The organism is Halopseudomonas pelagia CL-AP6 (assembly GCF_000410875.1).
Lineage (GTDB): Bacteria > Pseudomonadota > Gammaproteobacteria > Pseudomonadales > Pseudomonadaceae > Halopseudomonas > Halopseudomonas pelagia.
The window spans coordinates 145,560-165,183 of the sequence record NZ_AROI01000016.1; the positions used below are offsets into that span (position 1 = coordinate 145,560).

Consider the following 19,624-nt stretch of genomic DNA (forward strand, 5'->3'; position numbering starts at 1 on the left):
ACTTTTGTCACGAAATCTTCATAAAACAGATCAAAAAAGCAGGAATGAAAAAACCGGCAACAGCCTGAGCTGTTGCCGGTTTTTCTATTGCCGGTTCAGTGTTCGCTAAACCCGATGGTTAGAGCGGACGGCCGATGCCGTTACAGGTGCTAGTGTCACCGATACGCAGGCTATTAGCAGTATTCCAGAAAGTATTGTGAACCGCTGACTGCCAAACAGCCGGCAGCGGGATCAGTGAGTGAGCAGAAACCTCTGCATCGTTACCGCCTGTGTAATGCGTATCAAGGAAGTTGCGAATACGCGTATTATCGCCTGCATCTTTGTAGCACTGGCTGAAAAGCAAGTTGGTAACACCGACAATGGGATAGCCTGTGTAGTTAGTAGCACTGAATACTGGAGCCCAGTTCACCGGGTTAGCGGCAGCCACCGCCCCACTTGGCGGAGCTACGTTACCCAAAGTTTCTTGGACATTGACTGCGGTGGGCAGTTTACCGTTAATGGAAGCCACTTCAGCAGCATTGCCATATTCAACTTTGTCAGGGCTAACATAGCCGATGGCGCCATCGATAAGATTTACTTGCGCAACAACACCATTGCTTCCGTCGCCGCCAGCGTAGACAGAACCAGCCGGAGGGTTGACCAGCGGATTGAAGCCTACGGCAGTGGCAAAGTTGTTGCTAACAGCTGGAACGCTGTCATCCACAGCCTTGAGGTGGTTTACAAATATCTCGGTGGTGCCACTGCCGTCAAGACGGTAAACAACAGTGATCTGCTTGTTAGGACCACCAACTTGGTTCCAGTTAGTGGTTTTACCTGTGAATATATCAACCAATTGCTGGCTAGTCAGATTGACCGAGCTCATGCCACTAACATTGAACGGCACGGTAACGGAAGTGGCTGCCATCGGAACCTGAATCAGCGGACCAAAGCTGGATTCACCTAGGGTTGCATGGGTTTTGTAACCATCCAACTCGGTTGAGCTAACTACCGAGTCACTACCGGCGTAATCAACGGAAATTCCAGAAGCCAAGCCAAATTCAGTCGCGTTGTTATTGAAGAAAGCACGCTTACCGGCACCGCTGCCTACACCAATATAGGCGTTGAAGCCCGGCAGGGGGGATTTAGCCAAGATACCGGTACCTGCAGTAGTACCATAGAGATCTTCTGGCAGAGTTGCACCACCACCAACAACAGCGGCAGAGACTTGAGCCGAGGCCAGAGCGGCGAAGGCCAGCGATACAGCTATCAGATTGCGCTTGAACATGATACGTCCTCTTTATCAACCGAATGTGAACTGCTTGTATGTCCGTGGCCCTCGGTCCGGCGCTGTGAGCGGGGTGGGTGAGGCCACGTATTCAGACTCGCAATTCGGGATGACAATTGGGCTAAAAATCCCATGGTGCACTTTCCGTAGTTCGCGGCATATTCCATGGTGCTTTTGTCATTTTCCTGAACAATCGCTGCAATATACGGCAGTTTATATTTGCTACTGGGAGCATGATGGCAGTCTGCACCTCTCTGGTTGCCAGGCCACGATTGATGGCGACTGCCGGGTGATGGTTTGCCGGGTTCCGCGTCGTTCTGCTGGTGCGTTGCTGCGTTCACGACCCGGCTTTGCTTACAAAACGGCGAAGCATTGATTACAAATGCACGGGAGCTTCCTGAGAAAAGCACTGGTACATCGGCGCAATAGAGCTGTTTTGTGGAGGGCGCGGGATGCAAAGCCCGACGAACGGTCGTGTTTCGCATGGAACTCATTGCACCAGCTGGTTGATTTCGATGATGGGCAGCAGTACAGCCATGACAATCAGCAGCACTACGCCGCCCATGACGACGATCATCAGGGGCTCGAGCAGGGCTGTCATGCTCAGGGCACGGCGCTCGATATCGCGGGAGAGCGTCTGTGCGGCGCGTTCCAGCAGTGGAGGCAGTGAGCCGGTCTTTTCGCCGCTGGCGACCAGGTGAATGAGCACCGGGGGAAATTGCTTTTCGGCCTTGAGTGCCGTTGCCAGAGAGATGCCTTCGCGCACCTGGGCAGTGGCGTTGGCGACACTGAGGTCGAGCCGGTCGTTGGCCAGAGTTTGGCGGGCGGCATCCAGCCCGCGCAACAGGGGCACGCCGGCGCTGCCGAGAATTGCCAGCGTGGAAGCAAAACGGGCGGTGTTGACGCCCAGCACAAAACGCCCCACCAGCGGCATGCGCAGGATGCGGCTATGCCAGGTCAGGCGTGCGGCGGGGTCGCGCAGATACAGGCGCCAGCCAGTGAACAGGCCGACGATGCCGATAAAACACAGCCCGCCCCAGGCGCGAACAAATTCGCTGGCGGCGATCATCACCAGGGTCAGGCCGGGCAGATCCTGGCGGGCCTGGGAGAAGGCGTTGACCACTTGGGGTACGACATAGCTGAGCAGGAAGATGACGATGGCAACCGAGACCAGGCCAACCACCCCAGGGTAGATAAAGGCGGTGAGGACTTTGCCCTGCAGGGTGTTGCGTTCTTCTATGTAGTCCGCCAGTCGCTCCATGATCTGAGCGAGGTCGCCGGATTCTTCGCCAGCGGCGATCAGCGCGCGGTAAATCTCGGGGAAGTCTTTCGGGCGTTGGGCCAGTGCGTCGGCCAAGCGCATGCCGCTGCGTACATCGGTGCGCACGGCACTGAGGGTGCGGGCAATATGCGGGCGTTCGGCCTGGTCAACGGTGGCGCTGAGGGCTTCTTCGAGCGGCAGGCTGGCACCGAGCATGCTGGCCATCTGGCGGGTAGCCCAGGCCAGGTCGCTGCTGGACAGTTTGGCGGCGAACAGGCCGCCGGATGTGCTATTGGTGCTGGCCTGGGCCTTGATTTCCAGTGGGGTGAGACCATTACCACGCAGTTGGGCCATGGCCGCTTGGCTGCTGTCGGCTTCGAGCTGGCCGGTGACGATCTTGCCGGTGCTGTCGGCAGCTTGGTAACGGAAGCTGTTCATCAGGCGTCCCGGGTGACGCGCAGGATTTCTTCCACCGAACTGGTGCCGCTGGTTACCCAGCGGTCTCCGTCCTCACGCATGTTGCGCATGCCGGCGGCGCGGGCGGCCAGGCGGATGGCCTGTTCGGCTTCACCCTGGTGGATCAGGCGGCGGGTGTCGTCATCGATGCAGAACAGTTCATGGATGCCGGTACGGCCACTGTAGCCGGTGTGGTTACAGGCGACGCAGCCCTGCGGTCGCCAGCTGCCGATGCTATCATCCCACTGACGGCAGTCCTTGCACAGTCGACGCACGAGGCGCTGGGCGAGTACGCCGAGCATGGAGGATGCCAGCAGGAAGGGTTCGACGCCCATGTCCACCAGCCGGGTGATGGCGGAAACCGAGTCGTTGGTATGTAAGGTGGCGAGTACCAGGTGGCCGGTGAGCGAGGCTTGCACGGCGATCTGGGCGGTTTCCAGGTCGCGGATTTCACCAATCATGATGATGTCCGGGTCTTGCCGGAGGATGGCGCGCAGGGCGGTCGCAAAGCTCATGTTGATCCTGGCATTGACCTGAACCTGGCCGATGCCAGGCAAGTCGTACTCGACCGGGTCTTCGACGGTGAGGATGTTGCTGGTGCTGGCATCCAGCCGGGCCAGGGCGGCGTACAAGGTGGTGGTCTTGCCGCTGCCGGTCGGCCCGGTGACCAGGACGATGCCGTGGGGCTGGCGGATCAATTGATCCAGTTGGCGGAGTATCTCGGTATCCATGCCGAGGGTTTCCAGTTGCAGGCGCCCAGCCTGTTTGTCGAGCAGGCGCATGACGATGCGTTCGCCATGCCCGGTGGGGATGGTGGAGACGCGGATGTCGATGGGCCGCCCGGCGACCCGCAGGGCGATGCGCCCATCCTGGGGCAGGCGTTTTTCGGCGATGTCGAGCTGGGCCATGATCTTGATCCGCGAGACCAGCGCGGCGTGCAGGGCCTTACGGGGTGAGACAACATCACGCAGGGCACCATCGACGCGGTAACGCACGACGGAGTGCGTTTCAAAGGGTTCGATGTGGATATCACTGGCGTTATCCCGGGCGGCCTGGGTCAGCAGGGCGTTGATCATGCGGATGACCGGCGCGCCGTCCTGAGCGTCGAGCAGGTCGGTGACTTCGGGAATGTCCTGCATGAGACGGTCGAGATCGACTTCGTTCTGCACTTCGCCTACCACGGCGGCGGCGCTGCCGGTGTCGGAGTAACTGGTGGCCAGCAGCAAGTCGAGTTCTTCGTCTGTGACCTGTTCCAGTGCTAGCTGACCAGTGCGGCGCATGGCTTCGAGGATGGCCCAGCCCGGCGTTGTAGGGCTGACTACCAGCGCGCTCCCCTGTTCTTCTGTTCGCAGGAGCAGCCGCTGGCTCTTGGCCCAGTTGTATGGCAGCGGGGTCATGGCTGCGGCTCGTCCGGTTGCACCGGAACAGCGCGGATGGGCGCACGCACGCTGTCGGCCGCGGGAACGTCAGGGATGGCCTGGGCCGCGGGTGGCAGCCGCGGGGCGCTCATGTCCGGCAGCGCCCAGCTGGACTCGGGGTGCAGGCTGTCTTGTGCGCGGCGCATAAAGTCGTAGCGGTTGAGAGTGATGTCTCGCCCGACGCCGCGGTCGCGAATGATGTAAGGGCGCAGGAATACCATGAGGTTGGTCTTGTTGCGCTGGCGGCGCTCGTGGCGAAACAGTGCGCCGATGCCGGGGATGCTCGACAGCCCGGGAACGGATTCGGTGCCTTGGGTGAAGCCGTCTTGTAACAGGCCGCCGAGCACCATGATCTGGCCGTCGTCGAGCAGTATGCTGGTGTCGATGGCGCGTTTGCTGGTGACGGTGCCGGCGGCGCTGGAGGCGCGCTCATCGACGCTGCTGACTTCCTGGTAGATATCCAGCTTGACGGTGCCGCCTTCGGATATCTGTGGTCGGACGTTGAGTTTGAGACCGACCTCTTCACGCTGGATGGTCTGGAATGGGTTGTTGCTATTACCGCCGCCATCGGTGACATATTGGCCGCTGACGAAGGGGATAGTCTGGCCAACGAAGATGCTGGCCAACTCGTTATCCAGGGTCAGCAGGTTGGGCGTGGACAGGACGTTGGTGCCACCTTTACTCTTCAGGGCGCGGGCGAGCACCTTGAGGTCAAGAATCTCGCCTATGCCGGGAATGCTGACGGTGCCATCCACCAGGCCGACGCTGAGCCCCGCTGGTAGTACATCGACACTGGTGGCGCCACGACCAAGGGCGCTGCCGCCGAGGTTGGCGCCGCCGACCCAACCGTCACCGCCGAGGTTGCCAGCCTGCCACTGGATGCCGAATTCGCTGGCATCGTCTTCGCTGACTTCAACTATCAGGCTTTCAATCACGACCTGGGCACGGCGCTGGTCCAGTTGATCGATGACTTCACGCAGGCTGCGGTAGAGCGGATCAGGTGCGGAGATAAGCAGGGTGTTGGTAGTGGCGTCGGCCTGCACGGTGACGCCACCTGCGGAAAAGGCTGCGCCCTGGTCGTCGAGCAGGCCGCCGCGCAGCGGGCTGGCGGTGGCGGCCCCTGCTCCTGCCCCGGCGCTGCCGGTTTGGCTGTTGGAGGTACTGCTGCTGGTGCTGGCTGTGCTGCCTGTGCCCTGCATGCCACTGCCACTGCCGCTGAGCAGTGCTCGAGCGCCGTCCCCTTCCAGGTAGGCGTTGTCGGTTTCGCCGGTGAGCAGCCCGCGCAATGCCTGTGCCAGGGTGATGGCCTGGGCGTTGCGCAGGTGGACCACATGCAGGTTGCCGGCGCTGTCCTGGGCGCGGTCAAGTTTGTGGATCAGCTCGCGGGCAATCTGGGTGCGTTCGGGGCTGCCAGCGCGAATGATGACGCTGTTGGAGCGCGGTTCACCCAATACGGTGATTTTCTGTGTTGGGTCGTTGCCCTGGGCATCCAGCAGTTCAGAGACGATGGCGGCGATGTCCACGGCAATGCCGTTGTGAACCGGGACGACATCGGTGTCGATGGCGCTGGGGTTGTCTATGCCGGCGATGACCTGGGCGATACGTTCGAGGTTGTCGGCGTAGTCGGTGACGACGATGGTGTTGTTGCCAGGGTAGGCGTTGATTGGGTTGTTGGTTGCTACCAGAGGGCGCAGCACCGGGATCAGGTTGACGGCGTTTTCGTAGCGCAGGCGGAAGGTACGGGTGACCATGCCGCCTGCGGCGGGTTGATCGGGACTGTAGACCGATCCGCCGAGCAGTTTGGCGTCGGCTTCCGGTACTACATGGTTGATGCCATTCACATCGACGATGCTGAAGCCTTGCATGCGTAGCGCCCCGAGCAGCATGTTGAAGGCCTGGTATGCCGGCACCTCACCTTCGGACACCAATGTCAGTTGGCCGGTGACCCGTGGATCGACCAGGAATTGGCGTCCGGTGGCACGGGACAGGGCACGCACCACGGCTTGCAGGTCGGCATCCACAAAGTTGAGTTGTACCGGCTGGTCGCCCAGATCCGATGCTGTACCGGCGACGTTATGGCTGGCTGCCGGTGAGGGTGATCGCGGTGCCGGGCGTGGCTGGGGGCGCCTTAGATCCTGGTGCGGGCGCTCAAGGTTGCTACCGGGACTGATGGTCGCCATCGGGCGTCCTATCTCGCTGATCTCGGGTGCCTCTGACCCGGTGGTGCTGCAACCGGCGAGCAACAGTGCCAGCATCAGTGCGCTGACGCTGGGTAAGCGTGCCGGACCGGGCTGAGTATCCATACACCTCATCGGGAACCCCCTGAATTGGATATTGGCTCCAGACGGACTCCGCCGGATAGGGTAACGCCGGATGCGGCGGTGTCTGACGTAGGTGTGCGCTGCAAGTGTGCTTCGTTGATGTGCCATGACAGTCTGGGCGCAGTGTGCTGCAGCCAGGCCATGAGCGGCCCTGCCGGGGCGGCGCTGAATTCAAGCTCAACGGCTGCCTGGCCCTGCTGCTGGTGCAGTTGGTAGTGGCCTGTCAGAGACTGGGCATCCAGGCTCTGGCTGATCTGCTGTGTTGAGGCAGCCTCTGTTATACCGGTTGATGAGTGGGCTGGTGATATGCCCTGCAGTATTTCGTCCAGGGCCAGCGATTCGTTATGCAGGCGCGGCAACTCGGTCTGCCAATGCCCTATGCGTTGCAGCGGCGGTTTGATGAAGCCGAACCACAAGACCGTTGCCAACAAAGCCAGCGCGGCGACTGTCACTGCCAGCCGTTCACGGTCGGCCAGCCCTCGCCAGTGGCTCAGGTACTGTTGGCGCTTGCTGCGCAGCTGGGCGGTTTGCACGTGCAGAAAGCCGGATTGCTTGAGGCGGTCAATCATGGCTGCCTGCCTGTGGCTTGCTGGTCACGGAGGGATCGCCCTGGGGTTGCAGGTGCCAGCCACTGGCGGTGGCCTCGGCTTGCAGACCTGCCTCGGCCAGTGCTGTTTGCCAATCCGGATCGGCGGGGGGCTGGCCTGTATCTGCCAGCAGCGTCAGTTGCAGGGAGGTGTCGGTGAAGGTCAGCTCATCGACTCCGCCAACCATGAACGGCATGGCGCTGGCTGCCTGCTGTACCAGTTGGCTGAAGCCCATGTCGGCTGTGCTGTCGGCTGTCCCCGCCAGCCGCGCCGTGCTCTGCTGTCTGGCTTGCTGTACTGGGTTGAGAATGACCGGGATCTCTGGGAAGGCCTGCTTGACCCGTTCGCTCATTGCAGTCTGCAGTTGCCTGCCCTCCTCCGCCAGTTGGCTCGCATACAGGTTGAGGCCGGTTACCCAGACCAATACCGCAAGGGCGCAGCAAACCAGTGGTTTGGTCCATTGGGGGCGGGTGTCCCCACTCGGTGAGCGCTTGGATTTCCAACCCCAGGACGGCCCGGGGCCAGCCCAGCGCTCGGCATCGGGAAGCAACTGGTCAATGACCAGGCCGGTCTGATCAGGTGCGTCTCCTACCCAATTCAGCTCAACGCCCTCGACGGTAGCGGCCTGCAGTTGCGTCTGCCCAACTTCGGGTAATGGATGCACCCAACCGGCGTCACGATCCTTACGTACGACCAGATAGCCGTCGACCAGACATGCAGACCAACTGTGTTCATTGGCCGGAAGAAAAAAAGGCGCAGCGTAAAGGGCTTTGATTTTAATGTTGTGCCGCGCTAGTAATTGAAACAGGTCATCCAGCGCTTGTTGTTCCACCCATGCCATGGATGCCAATCCGGTGTTTGAGCGCGGGCTGTGGACGATGTGTTGGTCTGCACTGCTGCCCAACACCAGCGGTTCCACCGCACACTGCACTGCAGCCGACAGACGAGCCGCTGACAAGGGCGGAAAAGGCAGCTCGGCCAGCAGGCTGTCGCTGGGATGCAGGGTGGCTTCAACCGGGCCGTTGTTCACCTGTTCGGCCAGTTGCTGCAATGTTGCCTGCGCCGTCTGCGCGATGCTGCCGTCCTGATTCAGCCAGGCGCAGTGCAGCTGGCTGTCAGGGTGTAGCTCAGCCAGAGGAGCCAGGGCGATACGCAGCAATCGGCTCATGCCCCTACCCTCGTCCAGATCACTTCGGGCTTCTGCTGTTCGTTACGCAGCAACAGCGCTTGCATGGTGACCTGTCGTTCACCTATGCGGGTTTGGCCATAGACCCGGAACCAGTTGCTGGTGATGCCGACCTTGACGCTGGAGACATCAAGATCCGGCCGCTGCAAGCGGTTGACGAAGTCACCCCGGTTGATGAACCAGCGGCCCTGGTCACGCTCGGCGAGCAGGCTTTGCGCCTGGCGTAATGACAGGTCTGGTATGTGGGCTGCGATGGCTTCGGGCCGGGCGGTATTGCCGTTGATCCAGGTGTTGACCGGTAAGATGGTGACGTGGGTGCGCAGTAGTTCAATGATGTGGCGATCAACGCCTTTTATGTCGTACAGATCATCGATCACTCGCAACATGGGCCGCTTGGCCGGTTCCGGTTCGCGCTTGGTATTGGGCGAGGTGAGTCTGCCACTGTCGAAGGTGTTGGCTGTTGTGGGCTCCTCGGCAACCGGTTCCGTTCGCCGGGGGTAGCTTTCGATGACCCGCTGGCTGATGCGCTGGGCGATGGAGAGGTTCAGCCCGAGCGACAGACACAGCCGCTCGAAACTGGCGTACTCGGTCATATCCACCTGACCGTCACGCACCAGGTTACGCAGGTTGAATTTGCCCTGTTCGTCTTCGATCCTGAGTTCGATGGCGGGTTGGCTTTCACTAGCTCCAGTAACCAGGATGCCATGCGCCCACTGTTGATCCAGCCGTGTCAGAGGATCTTGCAGTCGGCTGTGCCACAGTAACTGCTCCGCCTGTTCCAGGGCGCCGCGCAACAACCAGGTACCCTGTACTCGGTTCTGGTCAGCCTGCACCGTTCGTGTGAACTGTGTCTGGCTGGCGATAATCTGCGCGGCAATCACGGCGACTACGGTGACGATCAGCAAGGCACTGATGACGGCCATACCGGACTGACATGATCGGCTTATCGGCGTGTTCATGGTCGGCTACAGCTGCCAGGAACCAATATCGGCATTGACACCTTCACCATTGGGCACGCCATCGGCACCCAAGGTAAACACATCAATTTCGCCGTTAACACCGGGGTTGAGGTATTGATACTTCCTGCCCCAGGGGTCTTCCGGTACGCGTTCGACATAGGAACGCCAGTTGTCCGCCGAAACATCGGCCGGTCGCTCAACCAGCGCGTTGAGGCCCTGACTCATGCTCGGGTACTGGCCATGATCAAGACGGTACAGCCCCAGTGCCTGCATCAACCCGCCTATATCCTGCCGGGCAGCTGTGGCCCGCGCCTGATCCGGGCGATCCAGTACCTTGGGGGCAACCACAGCAGCAAGAATGCCGAGGATAACGACTACCACCATGATTTCGATAAGGGTGAAACCCCGTTGTGCTGTACGCACCATCTCTACTCTCCTTGGCTGTTGGGTCTGAGGGGATTGTGGCAAGAAGATATGTCACCGATGTGGAAAATCCTCTATAGGATGTAAGCAAACAAGGCTGAAAATGGGCGCCAAAAGCACTAAAAAGACGCAAAAACCAATCGAGTGATGAGCATCCTATGGAGGATTTGTCAGCGTATAGTCAGAGTCGCTGGATACCCTTGGAAGACAGGCTTTTCCCTCCATGTGGCCGGTGATAATACTCATGAATGCACGAACTCGGCAGTCAGGCTTCACCCTGATCGAAGTACTGGTTGCACTTGCCATCGTGGCCGTCGCGATGGCCGCAGCGGTACGCGCGGTCAGTCTGATGACCACCAGCAACGGGGTGCTGCGCGACAAGTCCATCGCGCTGTTGGCAGCAGAAAGCCGGATGGCGGAGATCAAGCTGGAGGGGGTCAGGCGGGGCGGGGCCAATACGGCACGATGCAGTCAGGGACGGGTCGAGATGGTGTGCGAGGAAGTCATCACGCCGACGGAAACACCGGCGGTGTTTCGCATCATGATTCGAGTGCATGACCGCTCAGGCAGCGGCCCAGCACTGGCACGACTGGACAGCCTACTGGGCCAGGTCGAGCAATGAATGCTCAACGACGCGTGAGGTCAGGCATGTGCAAGCTGTTCGGCAGCGCTGCAATCACCACTCGCTGCGACTCTCCGGCCTGCTCCACTACTACGGCATTCTGCTCGATCGCTGTCAGCCTGGCTTGCCGCCCGAGCTGTTCGCCAACCAGATATGCTTTGGCTGGCCCATCGTTGATCGACAAAATGGCGACGGCACCTTCATCCGTCGCCATCAACCCCGATATGGCGATATCCAGTCGCGGCGCAATGCTGTCAAACCAGGCGGCTGCGGCGCTTGTTTCCACAGGCGCGGCCTGCGCTATCGGCGCTTCAAATGTAACGGGCGCGGCCGGCGCAGCAAGCAGCCTGGCCCAGAAAACCGCCCCGATCAGCGCCGCCGCCAGTGCAAGCCACTGGAGAATGCGCGGTAGGTATGTCCAATTCACCCAATTTAGATGTGGCATAGGTTCGATCCTCCCCTGTTACCTTCTCACCATCCTACGAGCCAATTCACACACTTTTATTTCACTGGGCGTTTTATTTCTCTTTCCTGCCCGGAGGACGCCGCAATGACGCTGCGCAAACACCGTAATGTTTCGGGATTCACCTTGATTGAGCTGATGGTGGTCATAGTGATTGTCGGCATCGCCAGTGCCGCGCTCAGCCTGAGCATGCGTAGCGACCCTGCGCAGTTACTCCGCGAGGATGCCGCACGGTTGCAACTGGTGCTGGCGGCAGCACAAAGCGAGGCGCAGATCATCGGCCAGCCGATCCTGTGGCAAGCCGATGAACAGGGCTATCGCTTCGTCCACTGGCGGAGCGGCAGGGTTATCGAGGACGATCTATTGAAGCCCCGCGAGTGGCGCGCTGCGCCCGTCACCGTCCACCTCTCGCCCATGGATCGGTTGGTTTTCAATGCCGAGTGGATCGAAGAGCCCATGCGTATTCAACTTTCCGATGGCGCTAACCGTCTGCTCGTCGAACGCAACGCAGCCGGGCGGATATTCCTGCCATGAAGAGCCAGGCCGGCTTCACCCTGCTGGAAGTGATGATCGCAATCATGTTGATGGCCATCGTCAGCATGATCTCCTGGCGCGGCCTGGACAGCGTAAGCCGAGCCCAGTCCCATCTGGAAGAAAGTACCGAACACACAGCGCAACTGCTACGTGCCGTGAATCAACTCAAACGCGACCTCGACATGCGCGCCACAACCGAACTATGGGACCCGGTCGAGAATCAAGCGGCCCCATCCAACAAGCGTCTTGCCCTACCCGCTGCTGTGCAGGTCAAAGGTGGCAAACCGGGGGCACTGCAACTGGAGATCATCCGCAATCCAGCCAACCAGCCCGGCAGCCTGCAACGGGTGCGCTGGTGGGTAGCAAGCAACACCCTCTACCGCGCCACCGCATCACCCAGCAACCAATACCCCCTCCCCGCCCCCAGCAACGCCGTGGCCGTGCTGGAACAGGTGACCGACTTCAACATCCGCATCTGGCAGCCAGGCAAGGGCTGGCGGGATGTGAAGTCAGCAGGACAGGATAATCCGGTGGGATTGGAGCTGAGGCTGTCGCGGCGTGGGGTGCAGGGGGTGGAGCATTATCGGGTGGTGGTTGGAGTGGATGGTGAGCGATAATTCGGCAGGCCTCGCGGCCTGCCGAAAACCTCTATTCACTCATATGTTTCTGGTGAAAACTCACAACGGAACCCGTGCCGTATAGATCTGCAGGTCTTGCTTTGCTCGGCCTTGGTTTCAGTCTGATATCAATTACGGTGTTTCTCTGCTCGTCGGAGAAGTAGCCGGTTGGAAGGTTGACTAGCTCTTCCAATAACGGCTCTGGCATACCAAGATGCTTACGCAGGGAGGCCTTCGTCAGTATCTTATTCTCTATAAGCATCATGACGCTTCGTTTTAATAGTTTTGGTTGCTCGAATTCGAATGAGTCATCCAAAGGCTCTTTTTTTACCCAGCCTCTGGCAGAGCGCCCTTTCCACAGTCTTGCTGTAGCGTCACTATCGATCAACTCCAAATCCTGACAGCGTTTTATCATCGCAGCGACAGAGACCTTCCAGCGCGGCTTCAGGGAGAGCAGCCCATCAAGTGTTGGCCACTTCACCTCAAATGAAAAGCTCTCTGCAGGCATGAGAAACGCACTGGCAAATCGATGGGCCTGATTTTCGATAAGATTGTAATGCTGCTGATACTGTTCCTTGCTTATCTTCCTATGAAGAACCAGATGACCCAGCTCGTGTGCAGCATCAAACCTATTCCGTATCGGGCTCGCTTTATCGGCGGCAAGCAAGACATAAGGCCTGTCATCCAGCATCGACCAGCGCGATACACCATCCATTTTCACATAGCCAAGCTCAGTTCTTGAGGCAACGACCCCAAAGCTTTCCATTGTTTGAATGACATTCGCTATAGGACCAGTGCCAATACCCCACTCCTGCCGACACTGCTCAGCAAGGGATTCGATATCTGCATCATCAATAAGTCCGACCTCATCACCACTGTAGAAAGGGATGCGGAGTTCAGGAAAATCCAGGCTTTCCTGCAATTTAAAAGACAGTTCCTCAAGCCACTCCAGCCGAGTCTCGGCAATGTCCCAGGCAATCTTTGGAGTAGAAACCTGAGACCGGAAAAAGCTGGGTGTGTCACCCTGATCCTTGATAGGCGACTCCAGCAACCAATCTTCCGGGACTTTGAAATAGTCACAAATACGCTTAAAGCTGGCTATCTCCGGGTAGCTGAGACCATTTTCCCATTTCGAGATATTACCCGCAGAGCACGATAGCTTTTCAGCAAGCACTGCTTGAGTCAGCCCCTGCGCTATTCTAAGCTGCCTGAGCCTGTCAGACTGGAAATCAACAATTCCTGTCCTCATTGCTCTAATTCCTCACTCTGGAGCTTCATCAGAAGACGAAGCATCTTCATCATCCCGCATTTTTCGCTTGATCGTCGGCCAGCCCAAGTCAGGAGCAACCGAAGTCATGGACTCGTACCCATAAAAAAGATCATCAAACTTGCACCAGACATGATAATCAGAGCAGCTGTTAAAGTAAGGCACAGCCAGAATGATATCCAAAGGCTTTGACTGATCCTGATGCCGTGGCGGAGCAAGCGGGATTATAATGGCATTCAGCATCTCCCCAGGGCTGAGCATCTGACTTTCTGCCCCACCCAATAGATCCAACTGTGGAGAAGATAAAAAACTATTAAGCTGGGAGTTCTTTTTCCTGTACTGAGCTGGCCTGACTTTTTTATTCCACGGCTTTACCGCTGCGGTAATTTTTATATTCGCAGAAGACAGAAGCGTATAAAACTCACCCATAGGAGCCGTCGGCGTAACCTGAGCATTCCAGCTGCTTAGCAGCGCAGCAAGGCTTTCCTGCACATAGGTATACCTATCCTGCCCACGCTTGCGATCCTTAGGTACATAAACAAGCTTGTTTGCTTCCTCATATGCGGTATTGAACCCGACCAAGATAGCACTTTTAGCCTCCTCGAAACGAGAACGAGGGATGTGATACCTCAGATAATTCAGCACCTGCTCTTGCGTGGTCGCCATGAAGCGTCTCCAAAAATATTCTTCCTTTAGCGGATTTTATCTGGATTATCCTTCCTTTTGAAGCACAAACTGCTCATGACGATGAACGGGCAAATCAGGAAGCTGCATGCGGGGGTGCATGATGCTGAGTTCGACCGACATCAATTGCGCATACGGGTAAAACGCACCCGCTATCTTACCGATGCTTTTCCCTCATTATCACCACTGCCGAATGATGCAGCCGCGTCACTGAAGAAAGCTCAAGCTGCGCTCGGCGCATGGCATGATCACTTTCAATGGTGCCTTCGAGTGCAGCAGGAAGACGAACTGGAATCACTGGCCCAGAAATGGGCCGATGCGGCGGAGCAAGAGCTTAAGGTAGCCGAAACAGCGTTGAAAAAGCTGGCTCGTTTGCTACCAGACAAGTAAGCATAGTACCGGGGTGGGATCTGCTCTGAATCGCCCTCAACCAACCAACACCACACCCGCGGGCAGCTGTCTAACCTTTGCGCCATAGGCATCGCGAATCAGCCCGCCGACGTCTGAGAGCTGGTCGAGCTTGAAACGGGCCTGCACTCTGCGCTGGCCCAGCTTTTCATTCATCAACATAATTCTGCCGGAATGGTAGCGGTTGAGTTCATTGATGACATGCGCCAGTGTTTCATTTTCAAAAATCAGCAAACGCTGTCGCCAAGCGGTAACCACTTGGGTATTGACCTCGACTGGTTCGCTATGCGATTGCTCGCTGTAGCTGATCTGCTGATTGCTACTTAACTGAAAGTTGCTGCCCTGATGAGAAACCGTCAAATGGCCGGCTACGCAGGTAACCATCACTTCTGGACCAGTGGAGCGCACAACAAATTTGCCGTCATCACTACCGACCCATCCCGTTCCTGCACGCATTTTGAAGGGGGCCTGGGTCAGCACCTCAACCTCACCACTGAGGAGTTCCACCCCTTGGCTACCGTCATTGAATACCTGCTGATTGATACGGGTCTGGGTATTCAGTTCCAGAGCTGTGGTGTTGGATAGCGTTACGCTCCGCTGCTCACCCACGCCAGTGTGGTAGTCAGCTAACAAGCCGGCAAACTCGCCCATAAAAGAAGGACGAACGAATACAAAAGCTGCTGAGGCTGCTAGCGCACCGGTGAGAAACGCACGTCTACCCATGCGGCGCTGTGGAAGCGGAACTATTTCACTAGCGCTGTGCGCGGCGGCCTGTGATTCAGATGATTCCGTTTTCTCGATCTGTTGGGCAGCCGGACCCAAGTCTTGCCACAGCTGCCTGGCGTTCGCAAAAGCCTGCGCATGGTCGGTACTAAGCGCGCACCAACGACGAAACTCGGCCGCATCCGACGTCGTTGCCTGCCCCGATGTCAGGCGTATCAGCCATTGTTGAGCTTCGCGTTGCAGTTGGTCTTCAGTTTCAGTCATGGATTCGTTTGTATCTGATGATGGTACGGGTTGTTGGCTACACCGATAACCAGGGCGCCTATTAGTTAAGACGGCTTGACCGCCCCTAAACCGAACTGTTGGAGTGATTTTTTTTCCAGTCGTTCGGCGCAATAAGCCAACGCCACCTTCAATTCCTTTTCAACAGTACGAGTAGAGACGTTGTGCCGCTCGGCAATATCAACGTGGGGGATGTGTTCAAGTCTTGCGGCAACCAGGATTTGCCGGCGTCGAGGCGGCAACTCGCATAAAGCTTCAATCAACGTGCGGATATCATTCTGGCCTGCAACGACACGCGCAGGGTCCAACCGCTCATCAGCGGGATTCAGAAGCTCTTCTACTTCCTCACCGGTCAACAATCGAGCACCTGCACTGCGTTGGTCCGCTGCAATATTTAATGCTATGCGGAACAGGTATGCCTTGGGATTTTTAACCTCTGTGATGCCTTGGGACAGGCCATAAACCCGCAGATAGGTTTCCTGCAGAACATCGCTGGCAAGGTGCTCTGACCCTAGTCGTCGCTGCAGGCGCATCTTGAATTCATCGTAAGAAACCAAGAACAGCCGAACCATTTCACTCTGCAATGTAGTCATGAAATTCCTTCGAACCGCTGGCAATTGATACCACTGCCACTGTCCTCTGCCTCTGGCAGTATTAGAATTGTGAGAGGTTGCGACAAAGACGTGGGTGGTGCCTGCGGCACCCTGAGAACCCTCAGCGCATCGATCAGGTGATCATCTCGCCGTACGTCACCGCTTGAGCTCAATAGGCGACTATGCTGCACCTCTCCATGGACGCCAATCCACAGCTGGAACACAATCCGATAGTTCCCTGGCCTTGTCACTTCTGAGCTGCAGAGCGCTTTTTCCAGAGCAAGCTGAACAACGCTGGCATAGCTCCCTCCCCCTTGGCTTCTTTTTATAGGCTGTGCGATATCGTCCGTGGAATTGCTCACCTCCGCCCGCCTGAGAGTAAATGCATCCTCATGGCTGTAGATCGCCATCAAACCCGTCCCGGACAGCAGCAAACCAAGGGCTTCTCTTACAGAGAACCGCCCTTTCAAGCTGGCCGAACGTCTTGCGTTGGTCAGCTCACGGTCAACCAGGATCGCCACTCCGGCTGATTCGCTATAGAGATTCAATGCGTCTGCCAGCGATTGCGCCGGGATATCAAACTCAATCAGCGTTGTGGCATTTTCTGACAGGTCGCTACCCGCAGCGTGTGAGCTGATCAGGCAATATGGTGCCAGGATCAACAACAGCACTGCAGCCAGATATTTTTTTACTACACCCGGCAACATAGAGGTGTGCTCCCCGGCTACTGCCTCTGATGCAATGTTGGGGCATGTTATAGAGCCACCATCCTGCATCGAAATCATGACATTTTAGTGAATCACGTCCCACCCAAGCCTATTTGGCTTACAGTGTAAGCTCCCATCTCAGGCCAAAAGCGAAATCGCCTGACCAGCTTCTGGAGGTTCTGATGCGTTTTCTGTTTTTACTTTTACCACTCCTCACCGCCCTGCTCATGGTTTCAGCACAGACACACGCGAAGGGGTCGAGAACCGATGGGCCCGCCTGTGTTGACGTAACCGTCGGTGGCTATAAGACCTTATCGTATGAGTGCCTTGGCCTACAAATGACCAACCCACAAGGCAATACCGCCGCTCGCAAAAACCTGGAAGCTATGACATCGCCTATCACCCGCCAGGCGCCGACCCGAATGGGTTTGTATAATCAGGCGGCTACCCGCACACGCATGGGTACCAACTTCGGCACGTCGGCATTCCCCCAGCGACCACCCGCCAGCAGCCCACGCTCGCCACTGATTATTGGGCGTTAAGGGTTTATTGCGCAGAACCAATCTGCTAACCAGCCCTCACTCGGATGATCACAAAGCAAGGTTCAGTAAAATAAATGTGTCTGACGATGCGAGGAAAGCGATACGTTATGGAACCCACTTTTCCTACGTCGGATCGAGTCCACTGTTATTCCCTTACGTACTGCAACAGCAACTCTTTTGTTGGCTTTGCCCCAAGCAATCTTTCTAACTGTTCTGCGCTGGGCTTCTCACGATCTCGCTGCTCTGTTTTTGTAAAACCATTTGCTCCAAGTGTATAGACGGCGGTATGACCCACAAGATCAACTCGATGAGCAAGCTACAGGGGCTGGTGGATCGCTGCGACACAGACGACAGCATCCTGATGGCGAAGCTCTATCTCGGACGTCAGCGAACTTTCCTAGTCAGTCCAGTTTGAGGCATTCGAGAAATCCCAGACAGTGTCTCGGAATTTCACGCTCTCCAGCCCTTGAAGGCCTGCGTACTCGAACGGATTCCACGTGTTGTTGGGACATATACAGTCAGCGGTCGTTGTTAACGGCGTTTGCTGCGTCCTGGCCACGGCAGTTGTCCTGTAAGTTCAGCTAAGCCTCCATCATCCTCGACGCGCGCACCGAAGCGGTTCACTTCGACCCCAGGCAAGTCGTCGCTGTCGAACCATAACAGCGAGGTGGTGGTGTCGGTACGTGCGTAGTGCCTGGAGAGTTCCCAGAGGTCGAGTCCCTGTTCCCAGTTGTCGAACCAGATGTCCTGTGAAACATCTCCCGTGTCGGTAGCACTGTTGCCCGAAGAGCGGAGACGGTGGGCCACAGAGCCGACAGGGATTATGGATTTGGGAGATATCCAAGCTCCAGTCTGTCGCAAGCTAGTGGAGCGTGCTGCGTAACGTACTGCGCCACGCTCCATTGTGACGAAAGCGCACGGCATGTCACTGAGGCAAGCGAACCGAGATGCGGCAGCAGGGAATGAGGTGCCAAACAAGTCAGCCATGTGCTGGATCAGCTCCAGCGATGGCTCTTCCTTGGGTACGAGTGACAGCCATTGCTGATATGGCATCAGCAGCTCAGCGGCGAACGTGTCACAGGCGATCTCGTTCGGGTGCCGCTTGGCATAAGACCAAGACGGTACTTCTTCGTGACTCGACTCCAGCTCGAGCACGATGTGAGCTACCTCATGGCAGATGGTGAAACGCTGGCGCTCTTCCGTTTCCAGCGAGTTCACCGTAATGACATGCTTCCCGTTCGGCTTAGTGATTGTGTAGCCGGACTCTCCTTCATCAAGTTCTTCCCTCTTGACCTTGGCGTTGGCCGCAACGACATAGGGCGTCAGGTCTGTTCGGATGTCCGACGTATCGACTTTCGCAATAAAGGCTCGCGCTCTCTGCCTGACATCCACCTCATCCATGTTCAATCGTCCTCGTCCTCGAATGCCCTCTGTATCCGAGCGATCAATGTTGCAGGGTCAGGCCTCGTATTTCCTCGATGCCTCACTCCCGCCGCAGCCGAAAAGATGTCGATGCTGATAGAGGGGTCTTGTAATACGAACTCAACAAGACGAGGGTCCGCCTCCGCATGGTCAACAAGCCACATAACGAGTGCTGCATCCCTCTCTCCAGGCTTGAGAGCCCTCAACAGCTTCTCAACCAGATCCGGCGACGGATTCGTCTTCTCGCCTGATTCCAAGCGATGGACATAGGCATGATCCACCGAAGAGAGCTGACCGATTTCACGCAGTGAAAGGGTTCTGCGTTCGCGTAGCGTCTTGATAGCGACGCCCAAGCCTGTTTGCGGCATGAGTTAAGATCCTTACGGTTGTGGGGAGAAGGCTACAGCCCTGTGTTGCATCAACCCCACATACAGTCGAGTTCAAAGGCGCATGTTGCGCGGGTGTTGCACCGGCACACATGCCCTGATACATTGTTGTCTAGTCAGACAACAGGGACAGGCTTTAAGCTTGCACCAGGTTGGATTGGCTTGGCCTTCCTGTTGTCTGTGCAAGCAACGCATTGTGCTACAGCGGGCGGCCGTTGACAACCCAGCCGGCTGGCTGGGACTTCCATAGTTCCATTGTAGGAGAGCCATCATGGCCGGCAAAAATCAGCATGTTGTTCCTCATCAAGACGGTTGGGCCGTTAAAGGTGCTGGAAACCAGCGGGCGACCTCTGTGCATGACACGCAGCAGCAAGCAATAGATGCGGGGCGGGATATTGCACGCAACCAGAAGTCCGAACTCGTCATCCATCGTCCAGATGGCCGTATCCGTGACAAGGATAGCCACGGCAACGACCCCTTTCCTCCGAGAGGTTAAGAC

22 protein-coding genes are annotated in these 19,624 nt (G+C 57.5%); 6 read left to right on the forward strand and 16 right to left on the reverse strand.

The genetic code is table 11. The features are described 5' to 3' along the window. Window positions 1–118: 118 nt before the first annotated feature. The 8 genes from K787_RS0113495 to gspG all read right to left on the reverse strand — a co-directional run bounded on the left by K787_RS0113495 (window position 119) and on the right by gspG (window position 9,878). Window positions 119–1,264 carry a substrate-binding domain-containing protein gene (locus K787_RS0113495; RefSeq protein ID WP_022963333.1) on the reverse strand — a complete coding sequence of 382 codons (1,146 nt, stop codon included), beginning with the start codon at window positions 1,262–1,264 and terminating at the stop codon, window positions 119–121. A 490-nt stretch (window positions 1,265–1,754) separates the two neighbouring features. Continuing rightward, entirely contained in the window at window positions 1,755–2,963 is a 1,209-nt protein-coding gene (gene gspF, locus K787_RS0113500) for a type II secretion system inner membrane protein GspF (RefSeq protein WP_022963334.1), read from the reverse strand. Beyond that, complete coding sequence (gene gspE, locus K787_RS0113505) at window positions 2,963–4,378, reverse strand: type II secretion system ATPase GspE (RefSeq protein WP_022963335.1); 1,416 nt, start codon at window positions 4,376–4,378, stop codon at window positions 2,963–2,965. Before gspE ends, gspF begins: the two co-directional genes overlap by 1 nt. Next, a complete protein-coding gene (gene gspD, locus K787_RS0113510; protein WP_028614927.1) occupies window positions 4,375–6,711 on the reverse strand; it encodes a type II secretion system secretin GspD in 2,337 nt (778 codons plus the stop codon). Before gspD ends, gspE begins: the two co-directional genes overlap by 4 nt. After that, window positions 6,708–7,289: a type II secretion system protein M gene (locus K787_RS24335; RefSeq protein ID WP_022963337.1), complete on the reverse strand. Its 582-nt coding sequence runs from the start codon at window positions 7,287–7,289 to the stop codon at window positions 6,708–6,710. Before K787_RS24335 ends, gspD begins: the two co-directional genes overlap by 4 nt. Continuing rightward, window positions 7,282–8,475 carry a type II secretion system protein GspL gene (gene gspL / locus K787_RS0113520; RefSeq protein WP_022963338.1) on the reverse strand — a complete coding sequence of 398 codons (1,194 nt, stop codon included), beginning with the start codon at window positions 8,473–8,475 and terminating at the stop codon, window positions 7,282–7,284. The genes K787_RS24335 and gspL overlap by 8 nt, the downstream gene beginning before the upstream one ends. After that, window positions 8,472–9,452, reverse strand: a complete 981-nt coding sequence (gspK, locus tag K787_RS0113525) for a type II secretion system minor pseudopilin GspK (protein ID WP_022963339.1) — start codon at window positions 9,450–9,452, stop codon at window positions 8,472–8,474. The genes gspL and gspK overlap by 4 nt, the downstream gene beginning before the upstream one ends. 6 nt (window positions 9,453–9,458) lie before the next feature. Beyond that, window positions 9,459–9,878, reverse strand: a complete 420-nt coding sequence (gene gspG / locus K787_RS0113530) for a type II secretion system major pseudopilin GspG (protein WP_022963340.1) — start codon at window positions 9,876–9,878, stop codon at window positions 9,459–9,461. 241 nt (window positions 9,879–10,119) lie between these two features. On the opposite strand from gspG, the gene gspI reads away from it, so the two are divergent. Then, complete coding sequence (gene gspI, locus K787_RS0113535) at window positions 10,120–10,497, forward strand: type II secretion system minor pseudopilin GspI (protein ID WP_022963341.1); 378 nt, start codon at window positions 10,120–10,122, stop codon at window positions 10,495–10,497. A 4-nt stretch (window positions 10,498–10,501) separates the two neighbouring features. Here the strand turns inward: gspI and K787_RS0113540 are convergent, their stop codons facing one another. Then, window positions 10,502–10,942, reverse strand: a complete 441-nt coding sequence (locus tag K787_RS0113540) for a type II secretion system protein N (protein ID WP_022963342.1) — start codon at window positions 10,940–10,942, stop codon at window positions 10,502–10,504. 105 nt (window positions 10,943–11,047) lie between these two features. Here K787_RS0113540 and K787_RS0113545 point away from each other — a divergent pair, with 105 nt between their 5' ends. Continuing rightward, window positions 11,048–11,494: a prepilin-type N-terminal cleavage/methylation domain-containing protein gene (locus tag K787_RS0113545; RefSeq protein ID WP_022963343.1), complete on the forward strand. Its 447-nt coding sequence runs from the start codon at window positions 11,048–11,050 to the stop codon at window positions 11,492–11,494. Beyond that, the gene (locus K787_RS0113550) at window positions 11,491–12,111 is read left to right on the forward strand and encodes a type II secretion system protein GspJ (protein ID WP_022963344.1); all 621 of its coding nucleotides are present in this window, start codon (window positions 11,491–11,493) and stop codon (window positions 12,109–12,111) included. The genes K787_RS0113545 and K787_RS0113550 overlap by 4 nt, the downstream gene beginning before the upstream one ends. Window positions 12,112–12,142: 31 nt before the next feature. Here K787_RS0113550 and K787_RS0113555 read toward each other — a convergent pair whose 3' ends face one another. Continuing rightward, window positions 12,143–13,360, reverse strand: a complete 1,218-nt coding sequence (locus K787_RS0113555; protein WP_022963345.1) for a helix-turn-helix domain-containing protein — start codon at window positions 13,358–13,360, stop codon at window positions 12,143–12,145. A 12-nt stretch (window positions 13,361–13,372) separates the two neighbouring features. Continuing rightward, window positions 13,373–14,044, reverse strand: a complete 672-nt coding sequence (locus tag K787_RS0113560; RefSeq protein WP_022963346.1) for a hypothetical protein — start codon at window positions 14,042–14,044, stop codon at window positions 13,373–13,375. 57 nt (window positions 14,045–14,101) lie between these two features. Here K787_RS0113560 and K787_RS23165 point away from each other — a divergent pair, with 57 nt between their 5' ends. Further along, window positions 14,102–14,452, forward strand: a complete 351-nt coding sequence (locus K787_RS23165) for a CHAD domain-containing protein (RefSeq protein WP_022963347.1) — start codon at window positions 14,102–14,104, stop codon at window positions 14,450–14,452. A 36-nt stretch (window positions 14,453–14,488) separates the two neighbouring features. On the opposite strand, the gene K787_RS0113570 is transcribed toward K787_RS23165, so the two are convergent. The 3 genes from K787_RS0113570 to K787_RS0113580 all read right to left on the reverse strand — a co-directional run bounded on the left by K787_RS0113570 (window position 14,489) and on the right by K787_RS0113580 (window position 16,775). After that, window positions 14,489–15,457, reverse strand: a complete 969-nt coding sequence (locus tag K787_RS0113570; protein ID WP_022963348.1) for a FecR family protein — start codon at window positions 15,455–15,457, stop codon at window positions 14,489–14,491. Window positions 15,458–15,522: 65 nt separating this feature from the next. Further along, window positions 15,523–16,068: an RNA polymerase sigma factor gene (locus K787_RS0113575; protein ID WP_022963349.1), complete on the reverse strand. Its 546-nt coding sequence runs from the start codon at window positions 16,066–16,068 to the stop codon at window positions 15,523–15,525. After that, window positions 16,065–16,775, reverse strand: a complete 711-nt coding sequence (locus K787_RS0113580) for a secretin and TonB N-terminal domain-containing protein (RefSeq protein ID WP_022963350.1) — start codon at window positions 16,773–16,775, stop codon at window positions 16,065–16,067. Before K787_RS0113580 ends, K787_RS0113575 begins: the two co-directional genes overlap by 4 nt. A gap of 338 nt (window positions 16,776–17,113) precedes the next feature. Here K787_RS0113580 and K787_RS25585 point away from each other — a divergent pair, with 338 nt between their 5' ends. Beyond that, the gene (locus K787_RS25585; RefSeq protein ID WP_235801939.1) at window positions 17,114–17,317 is read left to right on the forward strand and encodes a hypothetical protein; all 204 of its coding nucleotides are present in this window, start codon (window positions 17,114–17,116) and stop codon (window positions 17,315–17,317) included. Between the two features lie 531 nt (window positions 17,318–17,848). Here the strand turns inward: K787_RS25585 and K787_RS0113590 are convergent. Next, window positions 17,849–18,718 (reverse strand): ImmA/IrrE family metallo-endopeptidase, encoded by an 870-nt coding sequence (locus K787_RS0113590; RefSeq protein WP_022963353.1) that lies wholly within the window; start codon window positions 18,716–18,718, stop codon window positions 17,849–17,851. Between the two features lie 2 nt (window positions 18,719–18,720). Next, window positions 18,721–19,107: a helix-turn-helix domain-containing protein gene (locus K787_RS0113595; protein ID WP_022963354.1), complete on the reverse strand. Its 387-nt coding sequence runs from the start codon at window positions 19,105–19,107 to the stop codon at window positions 18,721–18,723. A gap of 289 nt (window positions 19,108–19,396) precedes the next feature. Here K787_RS0113595 and K787_RS24795 point away from each other — a divergent pair, with 289 nt between their 5' ends. Further along, complete coding sequence (locus tag K787_RS24795; RefSeq protein WP_079381570.1) at window positions 19,397–19,621, forward strand: DUF2188 domain-containing protein; 225 nt, start codon at window positions 19,397–19,399, stop codon at window positions 19,619–19,621. Window positions 19,622–19,624 lie beyond the last annotated feature (3 nt).